17 protein-coding genes are annotated in these 21,367 nt (G+C 36.6%); 9 read left to right on the top strand and 8 right to left on the bottom strand.

The genetic code is table 11. The features are described 5' to 3' along the window. Nucleotides 1-81 precede the first annotated feature (81 nt). On the top strand, nt 82-714 hold the full coding sequence (locus H7U22_RS12880; protein WP_187071762.1) for a Crp/Fnr family transcriptional regulator: 633 nt from the start codon (nt 82-84) through the stop codon (nt 712-714). Nucleotides 715-737: 23 nt separating this feature from the next. On the opposite strand, the gene H7U22_RS23090 is transcribed toward H7U22_RS12880, so the two are convergent. Together H7U22_RS23090 and H7U22_RS23085 are read right to left on the bottom strand one after the other, a co-directional pair. Continuing rightward, a complete protein-coding gene (locus H7U22_RS23090) occupies nt 738-1,379 on the bottom strand; it encodes a hypothetical protein (protein ID WP_248284746.1) in 642 nt (213 codons plus the stop codon). A gap of 263 nt (nt 1,380-1,642) precedes the next feature. After that, on the bottom strand, nt 1,643-2,110 hold the full coding sequence (locus H7U22_RS23085) for a putative sensor domain DACNV-containing protein (protein ID WP_248284745.1): 468 nt from the start codon (nt 2,108-2,110) through the stop codon (nt 1,643-1,645). Nucleotides 2,111-2,260: 150 nt separating this feature from the next. On the opposite strand from H7U22_RS23085, the gene H7U22_RS12870 reads away from it, so the two are divergent. The 3 genes from H7U22_RS12870 to H7U22_RS12860 are packed head-to-tail and all read left to right on the top strand — an operon-like array spanning nt 2,261 to nt 5,516. After that, the gene (locus H7U22_RS12870) at nt 2,261-3,442 is read left to right on the top strand and encodes a sensor histidine kinase (RefSeq protein WP_187071761.1); all 1,182 of its coding nucleotides are present in this window, start codon (nt 2,261-2,263) and stop codon (nt 3,440-3,442) included. Nucleotides 3,443-3,456: 14 nt separating this feature from the next. Next, on the top strand, nt 3,457-3,897 hold the full coding sequence (locus tag H7U22_RS12865; protein WP_187071760.1) for a response regulator: 441 nt from the start codon (nt 3,457-3,459) through the stop codon (nt 3,895-3,897). A gap of 8 nt (nt 3,898-3,905) precedes the next feature. Then, nucleotides 3,906-5,516 (top strand): ATP-binding response regulator, encoded by a 1,611-nt coding sequence (locus H7U22_RS12860; protein ID WP_187071759.1) that lies wholly within the window; start codon nt 3,906-3,908, stop codon nt 5,514-5,516. Between the two features lie 128 nt (nt 5,517-5,644). Here H7U22_RS12860 and H7U22_RS12855 read toward each other — a convergent pair whose 3' ends face one another. Genes H7U22_RS12855 through H7U22_RS12830 form a run of 6 tightly spaced genes read right to left on the bottom strand, consistent with a single transcriptional unit; the run spans nt 5,645 to nt 17,762 of the window. Next, the gene (locus H7U22_RS12855; RefSeq protein WP_187071758.1) at nt 5,645-9,670 is read right to left on the bottom strand and encodes a hybrid sensor histidine kinase/response regulator; all 4,026 of its coding nucleotides are present in this window, start codon (nt 9,668-9,670) and stop codon (nt 5,645-5,647) included. Nucleotides 9,671-9,727: 57 nt separating this feature from the next. Further along, nucleotides 9,728-10,804 (bottom strand): glycoside hydrolase family 2 TIM barrel-domain containing protein, encoded by a 1,077-nt coding sequence (locus H7U22_RS12850; RefSeq protein ID WP_187071757.1) that lies wholly within the window; start codon nt 10,802-10,804, stop codon nt 9,728-9,730. A gap of 41 nt (nt 10,805-10,845) precedes the next feature. Then, nucleotides 10,846-11,892, bottom strand: coding sequence for a glycoside hydrolase family 43 protein (locus tag H7U22_RS12845; protein WP_187071756.1), 1,047 nt, complete (start codon nt 11,890-11,892; stop codon nt 10,846-10,848). A gap of 1 nt (nt 11,893) precedes the next feature. Beyond that, a complete protein-coding gene (locus tag H7U22_RS12840) occupies nt 11,894-12,985 on the bottom strand; it encodes a glycoside hydrolase family 43 protein (RefSeq protein WP_187071755.1) in 1,092 nt (363 codons plus the stop codon). Between the two features lie 56 nt (nt 12,986-13,041). After that, the gene (locus H7U22_RS12835; RefSeq protein ID WP_187071754.1) at nt 13,042-14,577 is read right to left on the bottom strand and encodes a RagB/SusD family nutrient uptake outer membrane protein; all 1,536 of its coding nucleotides are present in this window, start codon (nt 14,575-14,577) and stop codon (nt 13,042-13,044) included. 17 nt (nt 14,578-14,594) lie between these two features. Continuing rightward, the gene (locus H7U22_RS12830; protein ID WP_187071753.1) at nt 14,595-17,762 is read right to left on the bottom strand and encodes a SusC/RagA family TonB-linked outer membrane protein; all 3,168 of its coding nucleotides are present in this window, start codon (nt 17,760-17,762) and stop codon (nt 14,595-14,597) included. A gap of 437 nt (nt 17,763-18,199) precedes the next feature. Here H7U22_RS12830 and H7U22_RS12825 point away from each other — a divergent pair, with 437 nt between their 5' ends. From H7U22_RS12825 to H7U22_RS12805, 5 genes are all read left to right on the top strand, one after another. After that, nucleotides 18,200-19,021, top strand: coding sequence for an SDR family NAD(P)-dependent oxidoreductase (locus tag H7U22_RS12825; RefSeq protein WP_248284744.1), 822 nt, complete (start codon nt 18,200-18,202; stop codon nt 19,019-19,021). Nucleotides 19,022-19,237: 216 nt separating this feature from the next. Further along, nucleotides 19,238-20,044 carry a phytanoyl-CoA dioxygenase family protein gene (locus H7U22_RS12820; RefSeq protein ID WP_187071751.1) on the top strand — a complete coding sequence of 269 codons (807 nt, stop codon included), beginning with the start codon at nt 19,238-19,240 and terminating at the stop codon, nt 20,042-20,044. A 2-nt stretch (nt 20,045-20,046) separates the two neighbouring features. Further along, entirely contained in the window at nt 20,047-20,217 is a 171-nt protein-coding gene (locus tag H7U22_RS12815; RefSeq protein ID WP_187071750.1) for a hypothetical protein, read from the top strand. Then, nucleotides 20,198-20,890 carry a CDP-alcohol phosphatidyltransferase family protein gene (locus H7U22_RS12810; RefSeq protein ID WP_187071749.1) on the top strand — a complete coding sequence of 231 codons (693 nt, stop codon included), beginning with the start codon at nt 20,198-20,200 and terminating at the stop codon, nt 20,888-20,890. Before H7U22_RS12815 ends, H7U22_RS12810 begins: the two co-directional genes overlap by 20 nt. Then, nucleotides 20,887-21,360: a GtrA family protein gene (locus tag H7U22_RS12805; RefSeq protein ID WP_187071748.1), complete on the top strand. Its 474-nt coding sequence runs from the start codon at nt 20,887-20,889 to the stop codon at nt 21,358-21,360. The genes H7U22_RS12810 and H7U22_RS12805 overlap by 4 nt, the downstream gene beginning before the upstream one ends. The last annotated feature ends 7 nt before the right edge of the window (nt 21,361-21,367 follow it).

The following is a 21,367-nucleotide window of genomic DNA, read 5'->3' as shown; positions in this document are numbered from 1 at the left end:
AATAGTTGACTTTTGAGTGCTCTGCGCTCTGCTTTCGCCATTGCAATTTGTTCCCTTAAATTTAATTTAGACGAAATCCTCATGAGTTATAAAGACGAAGATCAATTGGCAATTTCCCTTCTACTTTCTTATTTAGGGCAATACCATGAATTATCTGAAAGCCTCGCTTCTGAATATCGACAACATTGCATTGTATCCAAAATAAAAAAAAGCAAGTACATACATTCGCCTCTAGATAATAACCTGTTCTTATATTATATTGTTACAGGCACAGCCCGTGGATTTATTAGAGACAGTGGTAAAGACATTACAACATGGTTTGCTTTTAAAAATCAAATTATTGGTACAATCCCAAATCTAAATGAGGGTGGTCTTTCTTCTCAAGAATATCTTCAGGCTTTGGAAGATTGCATCTTGGTTTGCATACCTCATTCATTTATCGATAGAATTTACAATCAATATCCTGAATCAAATATAATTGGCAGGAAAGTACTTGCACTTCAATATTTTGGCGCCTCGCAAAGATCTATTTTGGCAAGAATAACAAGAGCATCAGATCGCTACAAACAATTGTTGTTGGATAACCAAATCCTTCTGAGCCAAATTCCACTTCGCTATGTTGCAAGTTACCTCTCGATTAGATTGGAAACTCTAAGTAGAATTAGAAAAAGGGAAATTGATACTTCTTTAAAACTGATTGATAAAGTGGCCTAATTGGATTAAGCCGTAGAATTAAACTAAGAACTTTTTCTGATATTTTTGCGCCTTTGCGATTTGTTGGTTAGGTATTGCTGTGTTTTAATATTTTCCCACATAATCAGTTTATTTTCGATTTTTGAAAATGCCCGGATTTCACCATCTTGAGAAATGACCAATCCGAGAGACGAAGGATGGCTCCAACAATACGCTATCATAGATCTGTGCCTTGTGCCATAATGCCTCGGATCATGCGGACTTAATGATTTTGGAGTAGCGGTAGAAGTAGCGGAAATATAAATTTTTCGAGGCATTTTCTTCGCCCGCAATACGGCACCAAAGCCATTGGTTTCCATTCTTCGGTTAAAAAGCACCATACCATCAACACAGCTTTGGGAGGCTATAAAACTTATGGCGCCCTTTATTTCATCGGCTGTGCCCTTTTTATCGTAGAAAGAGTAAGATTCTGTTAAATAAAAATTTTTGCTAACCGATCTTTTGCCACCATTAAATTCATGTTCAATAGCGGTTTCAGACACAAAGTTATCAATAGAAGCCTTGGCATGTGAAACCATCGCTAAAGTAAGGCGCTGATAATTAATTCGGTACTTAACATCCAAATCTGCGCTATCATCGGCTATTAGTATCGCACCGCCGTGCTGGTAATTTTGAATTTTTAACACAATCTAGAGAAGGTCTGAATCCAAAGGTTATCCAAAAAATCTTCCCAATCCGCATAATTTTCTGAAGGATGTGCCTTTTCAATATATGCTCTCAACTCGAGCTTTAAAAAGTCTGCATTTTTCCTTAATATTTTTGAAATAGGCCCGATGGTTAATACATCCAAATAGCGTTTAACAAGTATATTGTGCTTTAGGGTTGCGAGTAACTCATAATCAAAAAGAACATTCAGCGTTCCAATATCGCTAATAGAAACCTGAAATAGTCAGGGCTGTTCAGAATCCGTATCCGATTCGTAGTTGAGAAAATTCTGATAATGCATCGCCTGATCTATCATGCCCCATATAAAGAGATTTCCGCTTTGATCGTAATAAACCGCCAAAGACGAACTCGAAGGATCGGCGGCTTTAGACAATTTGGCAAGTGATTTTGAAACTAATGGGATCTGTTTCTCAAAAGCAACACAACTCCACCTTTCGGGCACCTTATATTTTGGCGGATTTGGATCTGGGTTTGCAGGATCTATAAAGGTAACCGTTACTTTGATCAGTTCGCTTTCCTCTTTACACATGCTTGAAAAATATAAACAATCGAACAGGTTTTCGAGCACTGTAAGCTCTGGCACCTGCAATGCACTTATGGTAAGTTTAAGTTTATTTTGAACCAGGATGGCAAGATCCTGTGGCCTTGAATTTTCCAATTTTGATAGATATAACAATAAACAATTTAACATTAGATTAGTTTGGAGGAAAGTGCTAATGCTTGTATTTTAATATTAATGCAATAGATGAGAATATTATGTTAGCTTTATAAAAACTCCCGGGCAGTCATCTGATCTTTTCACATCTCTTTCCTTAAAATTCACTGTCTTTTATACCACAACATGACAAAAAATGATTCAGATAAGCTGATCATCGCAAATAAGGAAATTGCTTTTCAGAACGAGGAAAAGGAAAATAGAGCTGCAGAGCTTAACATTGCGAACAAGGAACTGCTTTATCAAACTAGCGAAAAAAAGAACAGAGCAGCAGAATTGGTAATTGCCAATAAAGAGTTAATCTTTCAAAATTCGGAAAAGGAAGATAGAGCTGCAGAGTTGGTTATTGCAAATAAAGAACTTGCGTTTCAAAATGAAGAGAAAGAAAAGAGAGCTCAGGAACTTATTATTGCAAACAGAGAGCTGATTTTTCAAAACGAAGAAAAGGAAAAGAGAGCTTCTGAACTCGTATTAGCAAATAAAGAACTTGCTTTTCAGAATAAGGAAAAAGAGAAAAGAGCAGTGGAGTTGTTAACCGCCAACCGAGAATTAAAGAAAGCTGAAGATGACATAAGGGTACTAAATGAGGAATTGGAACAAAAGGTAACTGAACGTACTGCACAGTTGTTGGCGGCCAATAAAGAATTAGAGTCTTTTTCTTATTCGGTATCGCACGATCTACGAGCCCCCATCAGAGCCATTAATGGGTACACAAAAATATTAGTAGAAGATTACGGCGAAAGCTTTGATGCAGATGGGGAATTGGTTCTACAATCTATCATCCATAATTCTAAAAAAATGGGTGAACTTATTGATGATCTCTTGGCTTTTTCAAAACTCGGCAGAAAGGAAGTTACATTCTCTACTGTTAATATGGATGAGTTGTTGGGAGAAGTAATTGCAGAAATATTGCCTACTGAAAATGAAAATATTCCAAAATTCGACATCAAATTACTTCCATCAGCTAAAGGGGATAAATCTTTAATTAAACAAGTTTGGATTAATCTAATTTCCAACGCGATTAAATACTCCAGCCATAAAAAAGAAACCCGCATAGAAATTGGAGCATCTTTAAAGGGAAACCAAGTTACGTATTACATTAAAGATGAAGGTGCTGGCTTTGATATGCAATATTACGATAAACTTTTTGGTGTATTCCAACGCTTGCATTCTCAAGAAGAATTTGAAGGTACAGGAATAGGTCTTGCCATTGTTCAAAAAATAATCCATCGCCACAACGGTACCATCTGGGCCGAATCAAAATTAACGGAGGGAACCTGTTTCCACTTTAGCTTGCATAAAGCATAAAAAAAATAGAAAATATGAATTACGATAATATTGAAATTTTATTTGTAGAAGACAGTACGGACGATGCAATTCTTACAATAAGAGCTCTTAAAAAAAGTGGGTTTACCAACAAACTCCATCATTTAACTGATGGTGCTGAAGCACTTGACTTTTTTTACTGCAAAGGAATTTACAGCAGTAGAAATAGTGCTGATTTACCTAAATTAATACTTTTAGATGTTAAAATGCCAAAGGTTTCGGGCATTCAGGTTTTAGAAAAATTAAAGTCAGATCCACAGCTCAGGTCAATCCCAGTTGTGATGCTTACCTCCTCAAACGAAGGTCCTGACGTTGAAAAATGCTTTGCACTTGGTGCAAATAGTTACATTGTAAAACCAGTTGATAGCGATAACTTCTTCAATGCGATTAAAGAAATTGGTCTTTATTGGATGATCCTTAATCAGCCTCCAAGCTAAACATGCCAATGCCCAATCCCTTAAAAATTCTAATTGTTGAAGACAACAAAAGTGACGCTGATTTGCTTCTCCGCGAGATCAAGAAATCGGGTATCACATTTAGTGCAGAAATTGTTCATACTCGTTCTTCATTTGAGGATGCTTTGTTATCTTTCATCCCCGATATTATTCTTTCAGATTATTCGCTACCTGCGTTTGATGCCGTAACGGCTTTCAGAATTAAGCAGAACAAATATCCTTCCATCCCTTTCATTATCGTATCTGGAGTAATTGGTGAGGAAAATGCGGTAGAGTTAATCAAAGATGGCGTAACTGATTATGTATCTAAAAATAAATTATTTACGCTCCCAATAAAGATTAATAGGGCGCTGAAAGATGTATTAGAACAAAAGGAAAAATTATTAACAGATGAAAAGCTTAGGATTCAGACTCAAGAACTTCTAATCTCAAATCGTTTATTGATTGCTGAACGGGAAAAAGTAGAATTGATAAACTTAGAACTTTTTCAGCTGAATCAAGATCTTGAAATTCGTGTAGAAAACCGTACAAAAGCACTGGCAGAAAGCGAACATCAATTTAGAAGCATGATGGAAACCATTCCGCAAATTGCTTGGACAAATACCTTGAAAGGCAAGATCATTTTCTTTAACAGGCGTTGGTTCGATTATACTGGTTTTCAAGAAAAAAACAATGACCTATTAAAAATCAATAGCTTAATACATAAGGCAGATTTGAAAATAAGTTTTGGTCTTTTTACTTCAATTCTTGATGGAAAAATTGGAGGAGAATTTCAGAGTCGCATCCTACGATCGGATGGGGAATATAGATGGCACTTAATCAGATTAATGCCTATTATGAATGAAACCAACGATATTGGAATGTGGATAGGAACGGCTACTGATATTCAAGAACTCAGATTGTTGCAACAGCAGAAAGATGATTTTATCAGCATTGCTAGTCACGAATTAAAAACACCTATTACAAGCCTTAAACTATCTTTACAACTGTTGGATAAAATTAAGGACGACCCCACCTCTCCTAGATTTCCGGCTCTTATCTCACAAGCAAATAAGGGTCTTGATAAGGTAAACGTACTTATTGAAGACCTGCTTAATACAGGCATGGCAAAAGAGGGACAGCTTCAGATCAATCAAAAAAGATGCAGTCTATCTGATTGTATTACAGATTCATGCAACAGCCTGATAAACGATTCGAGGTATTCCATAAATATTATTGGCAATGCGGATGTCGAAGTATTTTCTGATGCAATTAGAATTGGACAGGTGGTGACCAATTTCATTAATAATGCGATTAAATATGCACCAAAATCTTTTGAAATAACAATTAAGATTGAGCAAGAGCAAGACAGCGTAAAATTATCGGTTATAGATAAGGGCCCTGGTATAAGGGCAGAAAAACTTGCCTATTTATTTGATAGATATTACAGGGTAGATAATGCCGATAGTTCATATTCCGGCTTAGGGCTTGGTTTATATATATGTGAGGATATTATTAGAAAACATTTGGGCAAAATAGGTGTAGATAGCAAACTCGGCGTTGGTACTACTTTTTGGTTTACCTTGCCAATTTTTAAGAGTGCAGCAACCATTAGCATCTAAATTGGATGTTTTTACTTCAGTAAATAAAATTTTTGAAAATCCTCATTGAATCATATTGAGTTCTTAGCCATTTTCAAAATAAAATGAAAAAACATTAATCTGCTCAACTCGTATTTTAAAAACCACACCTATTCTGCATTACTGGTTTTTTTGTATTTATCTGCAAATTCGGTCGGGGTTAGTAGAAACTGCGTGTAAAAGCATTTACTGAAATAAGAATGCGAATTGAAGCCTACCATATAACCAATTTCCGAAATGGTATATTCTTGTTGCGCCAAAAGTTTTGCTGCCGTTTTTAATCTAATTAAGCGCACAAATTCATTGGGAACATGACCTGTTTTTGCTTTAATTTTTTTGTACAAACTCGATCTGCTCAACCCAACTTCCCTACCTAAATCTTCAATGGAGAGCTGAGGATCTGAAATTCTTTCTTCGATAATACTGGTAATTTTTTCCAGTAACTTCCTATCCCGATTTCCACTAATCAAAATATCAGTACTTTCAAAAGGGCTTTGAGCAAAACGTTGTTTAAGCTTAAGCTGTAATTCCAATAAATTTTTAATAATTAGGGAAAGCTGTTTCCATTTAAATGGTTTGGGAATATAGGCATCGGCACCACTTTCCAATCCTTCTATTTCTGCTTCGGTATTGGTTTTTGCGGTAAGCAAGATAACAGGCAAATGACTAAAATTAATATCGTTTTTAATGGTTTTGCAAAGCTCAACACCATCCATTATCGGCATCATTACATCAGATATTACAATATCTACATGATGTTTTTCCAACTGTTTAAGGGCTTCTACCCCATTTTTTGCTTTTACAATTTGGTAACCTTCAGCAGTGAAACTTTTAACAAGAAAATCAAGCAGGGAGGGATCATCTTCTACCAAAAGAACAGATTGCAAACCTTCCGTTTCATCTACAATTTCTTGTACATCAACAAGATTCTCCTCATTCTGATTAAATGGAATCAGCATTGTAAAAGTTGTTTTAACCCCTTCTTTACTTTCTACCCTTAACTCTCCGCCGTGTTTTTCTGTCAGTGATTTTGCCAAAGCCAAACCTATTCCTGTACCGCCCAAATTGGTGTACTGATGCTCTGGTGTAGAAACTTTAAAAAATTTCTTGAAGATAGAATCTATCTGTTCCTTCGGAATTCCAATTCCATCATCTTCCACACTGATGGAAATCATCTGCTCGCCATTCTCTGTTATGTAAAAATCATTAATTCTGATTTCGAGCTTCTTTCTAGCAAATTTGAATGCATTAATTAATAAATTGCTCAATATTTTCATCAGTGCTTCTGGATCTGCTTCGATATTAAGATGCTGAAAATGACTGCTTACAGAAAACTCAAGACCATTTTTGATCGCGATTGGCGAGAATCGATCTCTAATGCTATTCACCAAATAAATCAGTTCTAACGGTTCGGTATGGATATCGAAAATATCACTTTCTATCCGCCTAAAATCCAAGAGTTGATTAACGAGTGTAAGAAGGCGATCCGAGTTTTCTTCCATAACCTGCAACTGGTCTAAACTCTCGGGATCTGTTTGTTTTTTAGAAAGTAATCTTTCTAAGGGTGCAATAATTAAAGAAAGTGGCGTCCTTATTTCATGAGCCATTGCCGTAAAAAACTCAATCTTCTGTTTATAAAAATCCTGCTCACTTTTGTTCTTCAACCTTTCTAGTTTGATCTCGTTTCGCTTCCGTTCTTTATCATAAATGTATTTTCGCAATAAAAATGCGGTGATTATGAACACAATCAAATAAAAGAAATAGGCGATGTTGGTTTTGTAAAATGGTGGAAGAATGCGGACTTTAATGGTCGAAACTTTTCCATTATCGTGCAACAGCTCATCAGTTTCCTTCACTTTAAAAACGTAGTCTCCTGCCGGAAGATTGGTGTATGTTGCCTTTCTCTGGCTCCCAACATTATTCCAGTTTTTATCAAATCCCTCCATCTTAAAAGCATATTGGATTTTGTTGGGCGCAATAAAACTTAGCGAAGCGTATTCGATACTTAAAACCGATTGATCGTGATTTAAAACAATCTCATCCGTATAATTGATCGATTTTTTTAACGGACTATTTTCAGCATTTAAATCTAAATCCTTATTAAATAATTGGAAGTTGGTAAACGAAATTCGTGGAGTAGTCACCATACTTTTAACCTGATTAGGGTAAAAAGCATTAAATCCATTTATCCCTCCAAAATATAACTTGCCTGATAAATCCTTATAGTAAGCTTTGTAATTATATTGCTGACTTTGCAGATTATCCCATTTACCAAAACTCCTCTTCGTTTTAGATTTTGGATCGAATTCAAAAACTCCGTTATTGGTAGAAAACCACATTTTTCCAGAATCATCTTTTACTATGCCATAAACTACAGCACTTTTTACCCAGTTTCCTTCTTCGTAAACCTTAAATTTTCCAGTTTTTTTATTCAGCACATTTAAGCCTCCGCCGTCGGTTCCGAGCCATAAATTTCCGGCATCATCATCAAGCATACAGATAATTTTATTAGAGCTAATGGAACCTGCATTTTTGGAATAGGCGTATTGTGTAAGCTGTTTCTCTTGATCCATTCTAATCAAACCATTATCGTAAGTAGCTATCCAAATAACATGATCCTTATCTTGATAAACTTGATAGATACAGCTTTTCTCTAATTTTTTGCCCTTGATTCTAATAAAACAATCTTTCTGGGGATCGTAGAGGTTTAATCCAGATATGGTAGAGATCCAGATTCGGCCTTCTCGATCTTCATCAATAGAATACACACTGTTATCACTCAGCGTATTGGGGTTGGATGGATCGCTTTTATAGCGCTTAATTTTGCCAGTAATTGGGTTTAGAATGTTTAACCCACCAGTGTACATGCCAATCCAAATATTGCCAGCCTTATCTTTAAATAATGCATGAATGTTGTGATAAGACAGACTATCTTGATTGGCTGAAAAAGGAAATTTTTTAAAGGTTTTGTCAACCGCGTTAAAATAATTTAATCCTCCATCTTCCGTCCCCACCCAAATATTTCCGGGTTTTGTTTCTAAAAAAGCGCTAACGGCATTACCTGAGAGCGAATTCTTTACACCTGATGGGTAGTAAAATTCGAAGCCTAAGCTACTTTCATGGTAATAATTTAAACCACCAAAGTAAGTCCCGGCCCAAATGCCACCTTCTTTATCTTTAAAAACATTATAAACGGCATCATCATTTATGCTGAACGGATCATTATTTTTATTCTGATAAACAGTAAAGCGCTGATTTTTCAAATCGAAAATATTCAGTCCCTTTTCAGTTCCTAGATAAAGAAAGCCGGGTTTAGGCTCGTAAATTGCCCTAACAATATTATCACTGATGGAATTGCCTGCCGACTTTTGATAAACCTTGAAAGTATCATCGTTTTTTCGCCAAACGTTTAAACCGCCAGCCATGGTGCCAATCCAAATATCGCCCTGCCCATCTTTATATAAATCCAAGATTACATTGCTTGATAATTTTCCGTTAGCCGAAGATGCGCTATAATGCCTAAGTTGATGGTTGGTTGGATTTAGAACATCAATACCTTGCCCATAAGTTCCAATCCAGATATTGCCCGCATCATCTTGCAATAACTTAGAAACTTCATTCGATGATATTTTAGATGGTGATGAAGTAGAGAAATTGACGAGTTTTTTAGTTTTATTCTGAAACTGATAAACTCCTTTTTCTTTCGTGGCAATCCAGATATCGCCGTTTTTTGAACGAAGAATATCGTTAATAAAAAAATGCCCAAGCGGAGCAAATAAACTAAACTTTTCAGTTTCTAAATTGAAAATATAAATCCCCTCGTCCGTACCGATCCAAAATGTTTTTGCATTGTATTTAAATATTTTTCGGATGAAATTATTACCTAGACTTTCTGGAACGCCCTTTTGATATTGAAAGGATTTAAAATTATAGCCATCGAATCTGCTGAGCCCATATTTGGTTCCAAACCACATATAACCCTGCTCATCCTGTTCAATATCCCAAATGGTATTGGCACACAAACCATCAGTAACCGTGTAATGCCTAAAGAATATTTTTTGGGCAACAGTTGCCTGTAATAAAAACAGGCTAAAAAAAAGTAACAGGGCTATTGCCCTGCTTAATTTTTTAATCATATTAAATGGTTAGAAATACTTTAAGCCAAGATACTGATCTTTCGGTTGCTGAATGGCTTATTTTTTATCATTAAGTTTTTTAATCAGTTCTACTTCGTCCGTTTTATAAGGTGTACCATCTTTGTGGAAAACATCATGAAACCATTCTTTTGGTTCCTCTCCATTTTTCAAAGGCGTATCCCAAGCGTATTTTGTGTTCGATTTTCCATCTACAAGTCCCCAATTAATGGCGCCAATATTTTCTTTCTTCAACATGGGCATTACGTTTTCAAAACGGCTACCTCGAGTTCTGGCCATATATTCTGTACAGATCATAGGTCTTCCATGCGATCTTAACATATCAATTACCCTTTGATGCCATTGTGGTTCTTCATAATCGTGATAGGTAATTACATCAGAATTTAGTGCCTGAAAAGCATTCAGTTCTTTAAAATTCCACGCCCAAAGTCCTGCACTAATTGGCTGTTCTGGATTTACTGCTCTAGCCCAAGTAAAAACATTTTTTAATAGTGGCAACGAAGCTGTTAATTTACCCGAGTTGCCAGGTTCATTATACAAATCCCACAAAAGAATTCGTTTGTCTGCTTTAAATCGCGTTAAAACATCTTTAACATATTTTTCAAGCGCAGGAAAGTTAGCCTCTTCTTTAAAATCTGGATCTCCAGGATCTTGAACCCATCCAGAATTGTGAATGCCTAATTTTGGTTCTGGTTGCTTGCCAATTTTAGCTTGTTTATTCCAGCAATCATCAAAGAATACAAAAATGGTCTTAATGTGGTGTTTATCGGCAATGGTTAAATATTGATCCATTCTTTTCTTAAAGCCCGCCTGATCTTGCTTCCATGCCAAACTATGCAAATAAACCCTCATGGTATTAAAACCAATCCCTTCGGCCCACCCAAGTTCCTTATCAATGGTGGTTGGATCAAAACTATCTGCTTGCCACATTTCCAATTGATTAATAGCGGTACTGGGCAAAAAATCTGCTCCATTTATCCATTTATATTGTTTGTACCAAGCATTGGTTTTTTCTATTGACCATACTTTTCCAACAATTTCCGTTTTATCTTGTGCACTGGCTTCTATGGTAAAAACCGCAAGGAAAAGGAACAGGTAATTAAAATACTTTTTCATTTAATATCTTTTTAAATTATAGAATAATCGGCTTTGCTAATTTATTTTTTTTCTGACGGAATTTTTAATTTCTGATCTGTTTTTAATGGTTTACCAAAGTTTGGAGATCCATCTGCATTCCATGTAAATTTCTGTGCTCTCGGAGAACGCTGTCCGCCACAACCTTGCCCCGGGCCAGAGTTTGCGTGATAAAGAATCCAATCTTCCTTTCCATCTGGAGATTTAAAGAAAGAATTGTGTCCCGGTGCATAAACTCCATTTTCTGGCGATTGCTTAAACACTGGCTGTTTACTTTTTACCCAAGAAGAAGCATTTAAAAGATTTTTACCTTTCAAGGTTAACATGCCCAATGCATAAAAATCTGTCCAACATCCACTGGCTGAATAAATTAGAAAGACTTTCCCTTTGTTAATCAAAATCTGTGGACCTTCGTTTACATCCACATGTGGAGGGTTTTTTGGATCGTTTAAATCTCCATGTTTTTCCCAATCGAACTGTGGTGAAGATATTTTATGTCTTTCGCCATCAATTGTCCATGGATTTTTCATTTTTGCGATGTAGATTTCCTGCTTTTGATTCACATCACCTTCCCATCCTGCCCAGATCATGTAAAGCTGTTTCTGATAGATAAATACAGATCCATCAATAGCCCATTTATTGGTAACATCTCCAACTTTTCCCTTAAAAACCCAACTGCCTTTTAAAGGATCTTTATTTGAATTTTCCAATACATACATTCTATGGGTGTTATTATCGCCATCATCCGCAGCAAAATAAACATACCATTTGCCGTTTATAAAATGGATTTCTGGTGCCCATAATTCTTTCGAATACGCTTTACCAGCTGGAGGAAGGAAAATGGTCTTTTTCTCGGCCGTTTTTAAATCTGCCAAGTTTTTTGTTTTCCAAATTACCAGCTTACTCTGCATGGATTGGGTATAATAATAATATCCATCTTTGTAAATGCTCCATGGATCAGCTCCAGATGGCAATAAGGGATTTGTAAAGGTTTGAGCAAAAGAGATTGTTGTACCAAACATAGCCAGGCACATCAAAATAAATTTTAGGAAGATTTTATTGTTGCTCATTTTATTGTTCTCCGGAAGGTTTGTTTATCTGTAATCCAGTAGCTACAGGTTCCCCAAAATCGGGACTTCCATCTGCCTTGAAAGTAAATTTTTGCATCCTGATATTTCTCTTATCGGCACAGCCTTGGTTGGTTGCAGAGTTGGCATGATAAATTATCCAGTTTTCTTTTCCATCCGGAGATTTAAAAAATGAATTATGACCAGGGCCAAAAGCATTATTTTGAGGCTGTTTAGAAAATACTGGTTGTGCGGATTTTATCCAATCGGTTTTAACAAGAGGATTTCCACCTGCCTTAAGACTCAACATTCCCAATGCGTAATCATCGGTACCGCAATAACTTGCCGAATAAATTAAGAAGGGCTTATTATCTGAAGTAACCAACACTTCTGGACCTTCATTAACGCCAAAACCATTTTTCTCCCAGTTAAATTCTGGTTCGGTTAGTTTGGTTGCTGTACCTTCTAAGGTGTATGGATTTGTCATTTTTGAAATGTAGATATTCTGCGTTAGATTAACATTTGTTAAATCTGGTCTTCCACACCAAAGGAAATATCTACTTCCATTAAATTCGAAAACGGTACCGTCAATTGCCCAAAAATCTGCACTTGTGCTAAAAATACGGCCTTTATCTACCCAACTTCCAGTTGTTGGATCGGCACTACTATTTTCCAAAACCCAAGTTCTCTGACTAATATCTGCTCCATTACCGGCTGTGTAATAGATATACCATTTGCCATCAAAATAAAATATTTCGGGTGCCCAAACATTTCTTGCATTTTGTGCACCAGCTGTTGGCGTGTACACTGTTTTTGGAACCGCAGCTGCAAGTTTAGTCATTGCTGTGGTTGCATACAAAACGATTGAACTGCCATTTGTTTGCAAGTAATAATACACTCCATCCTTTTGAAAAACGGCAGGATCGGCACCATTCATTAATGGATTTGCAAATGTAGATGCAGTAGGGGGTGGTATAACTGGCTCGATTGGAGCTGGGCTACCAGATTTTCCACAAGATAGAAATGCAGAAATAACCAAACTTCCAAAAATCAAGTTTAAGGATCTGCGCTTTAAATATTTAAAATTGTTAATCATATCGGTATCTGATTAGTGGATAAGGCTAGTGGCTAAACGGCCACTAGCCTTTAAAATTAGTATTTTGGATTTTGCGTTAAATTTGGATTTAAATCTATATCGCTTTGCGGAATTGGATAAAGTTCATGTTTCCCAACTATAAAACCTGAAAAATCAGCATCTCTGGTTGCTAAAGCCGGGCCTAAATCTCCCCAACGGGCAAGATCTGCCCAGCGCCAGCCTTCGCCTGCAAGTTCGGTAAGGCGTTCGTGTTTTAATTGAGTTAAAAACTGAGCCTGAGATAAACCTGGTTTTGTTGCGGTTAAAGTTGCAAGCCCAGCACGCTGTCTCACTCTATCCACAAAAGGATAAGCTTCTGCGGTTCTGTTTAAACCGTTAAGACATTCTGCATACATCAAAAGAACATCAGCATAACGAATTAAGCGGTAATTATTTGGAGAACGGAATCCTTCCTGATTTTTCCAATGATCATTTAATAATTTACGGAACCATACGCCATTTGCATCTGGGCCATTGCCATAACGGCTTGCAAATGTTTGTCCGTAAACCAAAGTTGCTGTTGGTCCTGCCGGATTTGCGTTGTTAAAAATAAACGATGCGGCCAAACGTGGATCTTGAGCACCACCTACAGTTGTTTCTTGGAGAAATTCGTTCACCACCCATCTACGGGCTGCACCATCAGAATAACCAATTCCCGGAGGCGCAAAAAACTGAGCAATTGATGATCCAGTATTATTTATTCTCGATTCATCTACATCATCATCTGTACTTTCAGATTGATTTTCGCTAAACTGAATTTCAAAAACAGATTCGATGTTGTTCTCTTTACTAATTATAAAATTATCACGATAATCTGCAGTTAAGTTATAAGTAGAACTTCCAGGTCCTGTTACCAAATAAGCAAATGCATCTAATGCAGGCTGATATAACTTTTGTTGTAAATAAGTTTTTCCTAACAATGCATAGGCAGCGCCTTTAGTTGCTCTGCCAAGATCGCTTGCGGCGTAACTTGTTGGCAAATCGGCTATGGCTTCAGTTAAATCTTTCGCAACTTGAGCGTATGCCTGTGCTGAAGTTGCATTAGCTGGTACATCTTTTGGTTGCGATGGTTCTAACATTAGTGGCGGTCTGCCGAAATAAAGCGTAAGGTTATAATAAAACAATGCTCTTAAAAACTTTGCTTCTGCAATAATTCTCCTTTTAGAAGTTTCATCCATGTTAATGGCAGGTACATTGGCAATTACCTGGTTTGCCCTAAAAATACCAACGTATAAAGTAGACCAAGTTTGTGCCGTTAAACCATCATTATAATTGGTTTGGTTAAAACGCATTAAGTTATTTAAACCCCCATCTCCACCAGAACCGAAACCTTCATCCGATTTTAAAATTCCGTGGTAAAAAATCCAACGGGAATATAAACCTGCAGTACGATAAAACGTACTGTAAACCGCATTAATCCCCTTTGTTGCATCGTCGCTCGTTTTCCAAAAACTTGCAATTGTAGGTGCATTGGGATTAACAGCATCAAAATCTCTTTTACATCCCGATAGGGCGATAAAAGATGCAGCTAATATGATTATATATTTTTTCATGATTTCTTTATTGATAATTAGAATCCTACACTTAAACCAAATGATATTATTCTTGAAGATGGATAATTTCCGTTATCGACACCAGGCTCTAAATTTGGATTTGCACCAACCACATCCGGATCAAGACCACTATATTTTGTAATGGTAAATAGGTTTTGTGCACTCACATACAAACGAGCATTACTGATATTCGCTTTTGAAATTAATTTCGAAGGTAAACTGTAACCCAATTCTACATTACGCAATCTCAAGAATGATCCATCTTCAATCCAACGATCAGTGTTTCCTCTAGCGTTTTCATTAATGCCCCGATCATTAGCAGCAAACTGATAACCTAATCTTGGGAAAGTTGTATCGGTGTTTGTTGGGGTCCATGGATTAATTGCTTTTCTATAGTTAGAATTTCCATAACTATCTAGTTCTCTGAGTACATCGTTATACAATTTCTGTCCGAAGGCACCATATAATTGTAGAGATAAACTGAAGTTTTTGTAACTCGAATTGAACTGTAAGCCTGTGGTAAATTTTGGAAAAGGAGAACCTGCAAAAACACGATCCTTATCATTAATATCATCATTTGTACCACCATCTACAGTATTTACATAACGGATATCGCCTGGTTTTGCGTAAGCACTTTGCGCTTTATGTGCATTTATTTCTGCCTGACTTTGGAAAATACCATCTGTTTTTAAAACGTAGTATTCGCCAATTGAGCGGCCAACCTGTGTTCTGGTATTGCCAGATTGGATGTAATTTTTCGGTAGGCCGGTATCTAAATCGATCCCTAAATTACCCAGTTCCAAAACCTTATTTCTAACTACACTGATGTTGCCGGCAATATCCCATTTAAAAGCACCGCTCAATTTTGGGCGATATCCCAAACTTAGCTCAACACCTTTATTTTGAATAGAGCCGATGTTTACAATTGGATCGCCCTGTAAATTACCTAAGTAACCAGGTAAAGGCTGACTCAGTAAAACATCTTCAGAAACCGATTTAAAGACGTCGAAATTAACAGTAAACTGATCTTTTAATAATGAGGCATCAAAACCTAAGTTGGTTGTTTTTTTCTTTTCCCATCTTAAATCGCCCGAAGCAAGTTTTGCCTGTATTGCACCAGGATTTGAGGTTTGTCCTGTTCCAAATATGGCATCGGGCGCCTGATTTAAAAATCCAATGTATTGGTATGGACTTAAAGTATTAACACCTAATGCGCCATAAGATCCACGAAGTTTTAAATCGGAAATCCAATCTACCTTAAAGAAATCTTCTTTTGAAATTCTCCAGCCCAATGCACCGGATGGGAAATATCCAGTTCTAAACTGTGGAGAAAAGCGAGAATCTTTATCGGCACGGAAAGTAAATGTAACTAAATACTTATCATCATAAGTGTAGTTCAATCTGCCTAAATATGAATTTAATAAGCTTTTGTATAATTGTCCTGATGAGTTTCTTCCATCACCTGATGTTGAGGTTAAAGTTGTAAAATAATCGCCACCAAACTGAGCCAGCTTAATGCCACTACCCAAAGTATTATCTGTTTGCGTAGTTTGTTCTGTATAACCCACAACGCCATTAATGCGGTGTTTGCCAATGTTATAGTTATAGTTTAAAGTATGTTCTAACAGGTAACTTAAAAACTGATTGCGGTTATCGCTTAACTGACTAAAATCTGGAGATTGATTTTGATACCAAGAACCGTCCTTTCTGATGGCTTTACTTTTATCAAAACTGGTTTCTACACCTGCATTAAATTTATAGTTTAAACCTTCAATAATTTTGAAATCGACATACGCATTACCCAAAATTTTTGCAAAGTTTGATTTTACAGAAGTGATGTTCGCAATGGCTGTTTGGTTACGAGAAAAAGTATTGATACTGGCATTAGAGCCATATCCCCATCCACCAGGGTTGTTTGTGCTGATTAAGGAATTATCTTGAACGGGAATTAATGGGATACTGGTAAACATATCATACCAAGGATTACCGGCAAATGCACCGCCCTGAAATGGCGCTTTTGCGGTAGATGAAGAAATCGAAAGATTTTCTCCGAATTTAAATCTTCCTTTTGTCGTTTCTGTATTTACCCTAAAAGATGCACGCTCAAATTCTCGAGCAATTAATACGCCTTTATCCTTAAAATAACCACCAGAAATAAGATATTTTGATCCATTACCACCACCAGAGATGCTGGCATTGTAATCTTGAACAGAACCTGTTCTCAGTGTTTCATCAATCCAATCTGTATTTATCCGGCCATTATAAGCTGCAACACCTGGCTGAATAGCTACATTAGAGTTCTGATAAGCTCTTGTATTTGTGGCCGCATATTCGTTTGCATCCATCATTTCGTAAAGATTATGAACCTCCGAAACGCTATATCTAGAGGTAACAGATATTTTTGCAGGTCCTTCCTTACCCTTTTTTGTGGTAATTAAAATTACACCATTACCAGCTCTAGAACCATAAATGGCAGCTGCAGATGCATCTTTCAAAATCTGAACATCTTCTACATCGTTCGGACTCACAGTTGTGTTTGGATCTGCAATCATTCCATCGATTACATAAAGCGGACTTGCGTTACCAAAGGTTGCCAATCCACGGATGTTTACAACCGCTTCTTGCCCTGGTGCACCACCGTTTCTTACTGCAACACCGGGAGTTTGCCCTTGTAAAGCTTCTGGTAACGATCTCGAAACTAATTTTTCGGTGTTGCCAATATTTACAGAACCTGTGGCTCCCGTTAAATCTTTTCTTCTTACCGTTTGATAGCCAATTACGACAACATCATCTAAAGTAGTATTTGCAGATTCTAGAACCACATTTACTGTTGATGTTGCAGAAACCGTAACTTCTTTTGCGGTATAGCCGATGTAATTAAATACCAGAATAGAATTTTCGGGCACACTGATGCTAAATTTTCCGTTAACATCGGTAACTACGGTTTTTCCTCCTCCTTTTAAACTTACAGAAACACCCGGTAAAGTTTCGCCTGTTGATGCCGTTACCGTTCCGGTGATTACAACATCAGCCTTACTTTTCTTGATTTCTAAATTGGTTTTGTTAATTGCCCTTGCATAATTTGGAGATACCAGCGCCACGAAAACGAGTGGCAAAACAAGTATCTTTTTAAAATTACTTACCCGATGGATATTAAATACATTAAGTAAAATTTCTTTTTTCATAATTGGTTTACATTTGATTTTGGTTAGTTAATGGAATTGATGAAAAATCTTGTGGAAGATATTTCATTGGCATACAAGATTTGCTCCTGCTCATGAGACTTGGTTTTGGTTAATACTTGGTTAGTTCGCGGAGAATTTTTAGAGAAGTTCTCACAGAACAATTTTAGAGATTTAGCTTACTAAATAATATAAAAATTGCATCTAAAACTATAACAATTGTTGATTTTTGTAGAGACAAATGCTTATAAATCAGAATTAATAAACTGAAATACAATTAGTTATAACAATCAGCTAAGTTTATCCTGTTCTTAAACCGACTGCTAAATTATTGCACCCCCAATAAATATAAGCCCAACTTCAATCTCAGTTATAATGGAGGGCAAAAAACTTTTTAGTGATAAAAACATTTATAAAGGTGAGATGAAACTCAAGAATATATGATATTTACAAAAAAATCATCAAGAGCAAAAATGGCAGATTCAGAAAAAAAGTATGCGTTGATTACAGGAGCAAGTAAAGGCATCGGAAAAGCTATTGCAATTGCTCTGGCAAAAAGAGCATTCAACTTGCTTATTGTTGCTCGTTCTGAAAATGAACTCAGCCTTTTGCGTACCGAAATCATAAACAAATATGGTGTTCGTGTTGAGATGCTTGCCATTGATCTAGGCGAAACTGATGCTCCAACAGAAGTTGCCGATTGGATTTCGACCAAAGGATACCAACTCAATGCCCTAATAAATAATGCTGGCTATGGTATTTGGGGCAATTTTGCAGACCAAAAATTAAGTGAACAAATGAATATGTGCCGACTAAATATGGATGTCGTAACGGAATTTTGCCACCTATTGCTTCCAAATTTATTAAAGGCAGAGCAAGCCTATATCCTCAACGTTTCTAGCACTGCAGCGTATCAGGCTGTACCTACATTGGCCATATATTCGGCAACAAAAGCCTATATTTTATCTCTTACAAGAGCCCTCAGATTTGAATTAAAAGATACCTCCATTTCAGTTTCCTGTTTATGCCCCGGCCCTGTAGATACCGGTTTTGCCGAGCGTGCAGGTTTAGATCCGTTTAGTAAAATGGCGCAAAAGTTTAACATGCAACCAGATGAGGTAGCAGAAATTGCTATTAAAGGATTGCTTAAAAAGAAATCAGAAATTATTCCAGGCCTAACCAATTTGATTAGTGTAATTGGGGTTAGATTTCTTCCAAAGGCTTTAATCGAAAAAATGGCCGCTGGAATTTATAAAACCTAAAATTTATTTTTAAAAAAAGTAAACTAAATATTCTTTGAGATGTTAAAGAATTGTTATGTTTGTGTTAAACACTACTAAATCTATAGATAATGTCAAGTAAAACAGTTAGGTTTTATTTTACTCTAGTACAGAACCACTCGCGAATGCGAATGTGCTGTTGTTGCGCATAATTCTTCCCTCCAATTCTTCTTTTTTAAAATATTTAAACCTTTACCAATGGCTGCATCGTATCCTACCTTTACCCTATCTGATAAACTTACTCAAGAACAGCTTGATTTTTTTCATCAACACGGATTTATACATTTTAAAAACTTCATTAAATCAGAAACCGTATCATCTATTATCGAGGCCTCGAAAGAAGTTCAAGAAAAATGGGTTAATCAAGACATTAAAAAAATAAATGGTGTACCGATTAAATACGGCAAAGATCTTGATGGTTCTCCAATTGTACAGCGTTTTGCCTTTATCAACCAACATCACCAAACTTTAAGTGGGCTTTTGCTCGATCCACGTTTTAGCGCCTTGCTAGAACTTGCAGGAGACGGCGCCAGACTCGGAACTGAAGAAAAGGATGGCATGGTTTTCAATCACTATATCAACGGACCCGAAAGCAAATTCAGTAAGATGGGTTGGCATACTGATGGTTTACGAGACATCTTTTATGGCGGGAAATTAAACCCGATGCTTAATGTGGGCATCCATTTGAGTACCCAAAAACCAGAAAACGGTGGACTTAAAATTATTCCGGGAACGCACAAGCAGAGTATCTATCAGATGCTTTTTAGAAAAAAGTATTTCCTGGATAACAATCCCGATAATCAAGAGATATCTATTCTTCCAAATGCAGGCGATCTTACGGTGCACGATGGAAGATTGTGGCACAGAGTTGCGCAGTCATCGGTTCGTGGTGAGGAAAGTAGAAGACGTGTAATTTATGTTCCAATTGTTGCTGGAAAATACGCACCCAAAAACGAAAATAGTCCAACAGTTTTTTACCAGCGCTTTGCCGGAATTGTAAAATAAGTATGCTGGTTATCCTATTATTTAGTTATCTGATTAGATCGGGGAAACTGAAAAGACAGGTTCAGTTGGTTAAAAGCTTTCCGAAAAGAATCGCATTAAAACTTTATAGACCGGAAACAGCAATTATTTCAGGCATCATTTTAACAGGATATAATGGCATTGAACTTGGTTAGTGAAACGGAAATTGTAAATCGTAAAAAAGTATTTTCTGATCGGGAACGAACCAATATTTTAAAGAGAGGCGAGCAAAAGTTGATTCTTTTCTTACTCCAAAAAGTTCCTTCTTTTATATCACCAAATGGTATGACGGCGATTGGAATGATTGGTTCGTTTATTGTATTCTCTGCATTCATTCTTGCCATATTTTATGGGCGAGCTTACCTTTTAATAGGCATTTTTGGACTTGCGGTAAATTGGTTCGGCGATTCGCTTGATGGAAGATTGGCTTACTTTAGGGAAACACCTAGAAAATGGTATGGTTTTGCGCTTGATATTATGATGGATTGGCTAAGCATTATTTTGATTGGCCTTGGATACTACTTTTATGCAAGTATTGATTTCAAAGTATTTGGCTTCCTCTTCGTTGTGTTCTATGGCTGGTCGATGATTATTTCGTTGCTTCGATACAAAATTATAGGCAATTACAAAATAGATTCTGGCAACCTCGGGCCTACCGAACTCCGCGTAATTATTAGCCTTATTTTAGTACTTGAAGTATTTATAGAAGGATCAATTAGTTATTTGGCGATAGCGATTACGATTTTACTTTTCATCATCAATAGCATTGATTCTGTTAAACTTTTAAAAGCTGGTGATCTTCGAGATCGGGAGGAAAAGCGTTCATGATCAGCTGGAAATCGATCAAAACATTTTTAAAAGCTCAAGTTTCGGCTTTTTCTGGTGGCGTTACCGATTATGGATTGATGATTTTGCTTACCGAAATCCTTCATATCCATTTTACCATTTCTATCCTCATATCCGGAACCATTGGAGGAATAGTTAACTTTTGCATAAACAGGTATTGGGCTTTTAAAAGTAATGATGGTTATTCCATCCCTGCAAAAAAACAACTCTTAAGGTTTTTTAGCGTTGTAATGGGGAGCATCACATTAAAATCTGCAGGCACTTATTTGTTGCACAGTTCTCTTAACCTAGATTATAGAATAGGGCGACTTTTGATTGAAAGTATCGTATCGTATGGATTTAACTATCCCTTAATGAAATATTGGGTTTTTAACAATAAAACGTTTCAAACCAAAAAATGCCAGATTGCAGATTCTGGCTATCATTATGAGGGAAATATGCCTCTAGACTAATATCAAA

The organism is Pedobacter fastidiosus, from assembly GCF_014306625.1.
GTDB lineage: Bacteria > Bacteroidota > Bacteroidia > Sphingobacteriales > Sphingobacteriaceae > Pedobacter > Pedobacter fastidiosus.
Note: the sequence above shows the minus strand (reverse complement) of the source record. Positions and strands in the feature narration are given on the sequence as shown.

What these genes read in the sequence shown, in the direction of transcription:
- H7U22_RS12835 (WP_187071754.1), bottom strand. Translation starts at nt 14,577, where the DNA reads ATGAAAAAATATATAATCATATTAGCTGCATCTTTTATCGCCCTATCG.
- H7U22_RS12805 (WP_187071748.1), top strand. Translation starts at nt 20,887, where the DNA reads ATGATCAGCTGGAAATCGATCAAAACATTTTTAAAAGCTCAAGTTTCG.
- H7U22_RS12865 (WP_187071760.1), top strand. Translation starts at nt 3,457, where the DNA reads ATGAATTACGATAATATTGAAATTTTATTTGTAGAAGACAGTACGGAC.
- H7U22_RS23085 (WP_248284745.1), bottom strand. Translation starts at nt 2,110, where the DNA reads ATGTTAAATTGTTTATTGTTATATCTATCAAAATTGGAAAATTCAAGG.
- H7U22_RS12870 (WP_187071761.1), top strand. Translation starts at nt 2,261, where the DNA reads ATGACAAAAAATGATTCAGATAAGCTGATCATCGCAAATAAGGAAATT.
- H7U22_RS12850 (WP_187071757.1), bottom strand. Translation starts at nt 10,804, where the DNA reads ATGAAAAAGTATTTTAATTACCTGTTCCTTTTCCTTGCGGTTTTTACC.
- H7U22_RS12880 (WP_187071762.1), top strand. Translation starts at nt 82, where the DNA reads ATGAGTTATAAAGACGAAGATCAATTGGCAATTTCCCTTCTACTTTCT.
- H7U22_RS12830 (WP_187071753.1), bottom strand. Translation starts at nt 17,762, where the DNA reads ATGAAAAAAGAAATTTTACTTAATGTATTTAATATCCATCGGGTAAGT.
- H7U22_RS12825 (WP_248284744.1), top strand. Translation starts at nt 18,200, where the DNA reads ATGATATTTACAAAAAAATCATCAAGAGCAAAAATGGCAGATTCAGAA.
- H7U22_RS12840 (WP_187071755.1), bottom strand. Translation starts at nt 12,985, where the DNA reads ATGATTAACAATTTTAAATATTTAAAGCGCAGATCCTTAAACTTGATT.
- H7U22_RS12860 (WP_187071759.1), top strand. Translation starts at nt 3,906, where the DNA reads ATGCCCAATCCCTTAAAAATTCTAATTGTTGAAGACAACAAAAGTGAC.
- H7U22_RS12820 (WP_187071751.1), top strand. Translation starts at nt 19,238, where the DNA reads ATGGCTGCATCGTATCCTACCTTTACCCTATCTGATAAACTTACTCAA.
- H7U22_RS12815 (WP_187071750.1), top strand. Translation starts at nt 20,047, where the DNA reads ATGCTGGTTATCCTATTATTTAGTTATCTGATTAGATCGGGGAAACTG.
- H7U22_RS12845 (WP_187071756.1), bottom strand. Translation starts at nt 11,892, where the DNA reads ATGAGCAACAATAAAATCTTCCTAAAATTTATTTTGATGTGCCTGGCT.
- H7U22_RS12855 (WP_187071758.1), bottom strand. Translation starts at nt 9,670, where the DNA reads ATGATTAAAAAATTAAGCAGGGCAATAGCCCTGTTACTTTTTTTTAGC.
- H7U22_RS12810 (WP_187071749.1), top strand. Translation starts at nt 20,198, where the DNA reads ATGGCATTGAACTTGGTTAGTGAAACGGAAATTGTAAATCGTAAAAAA.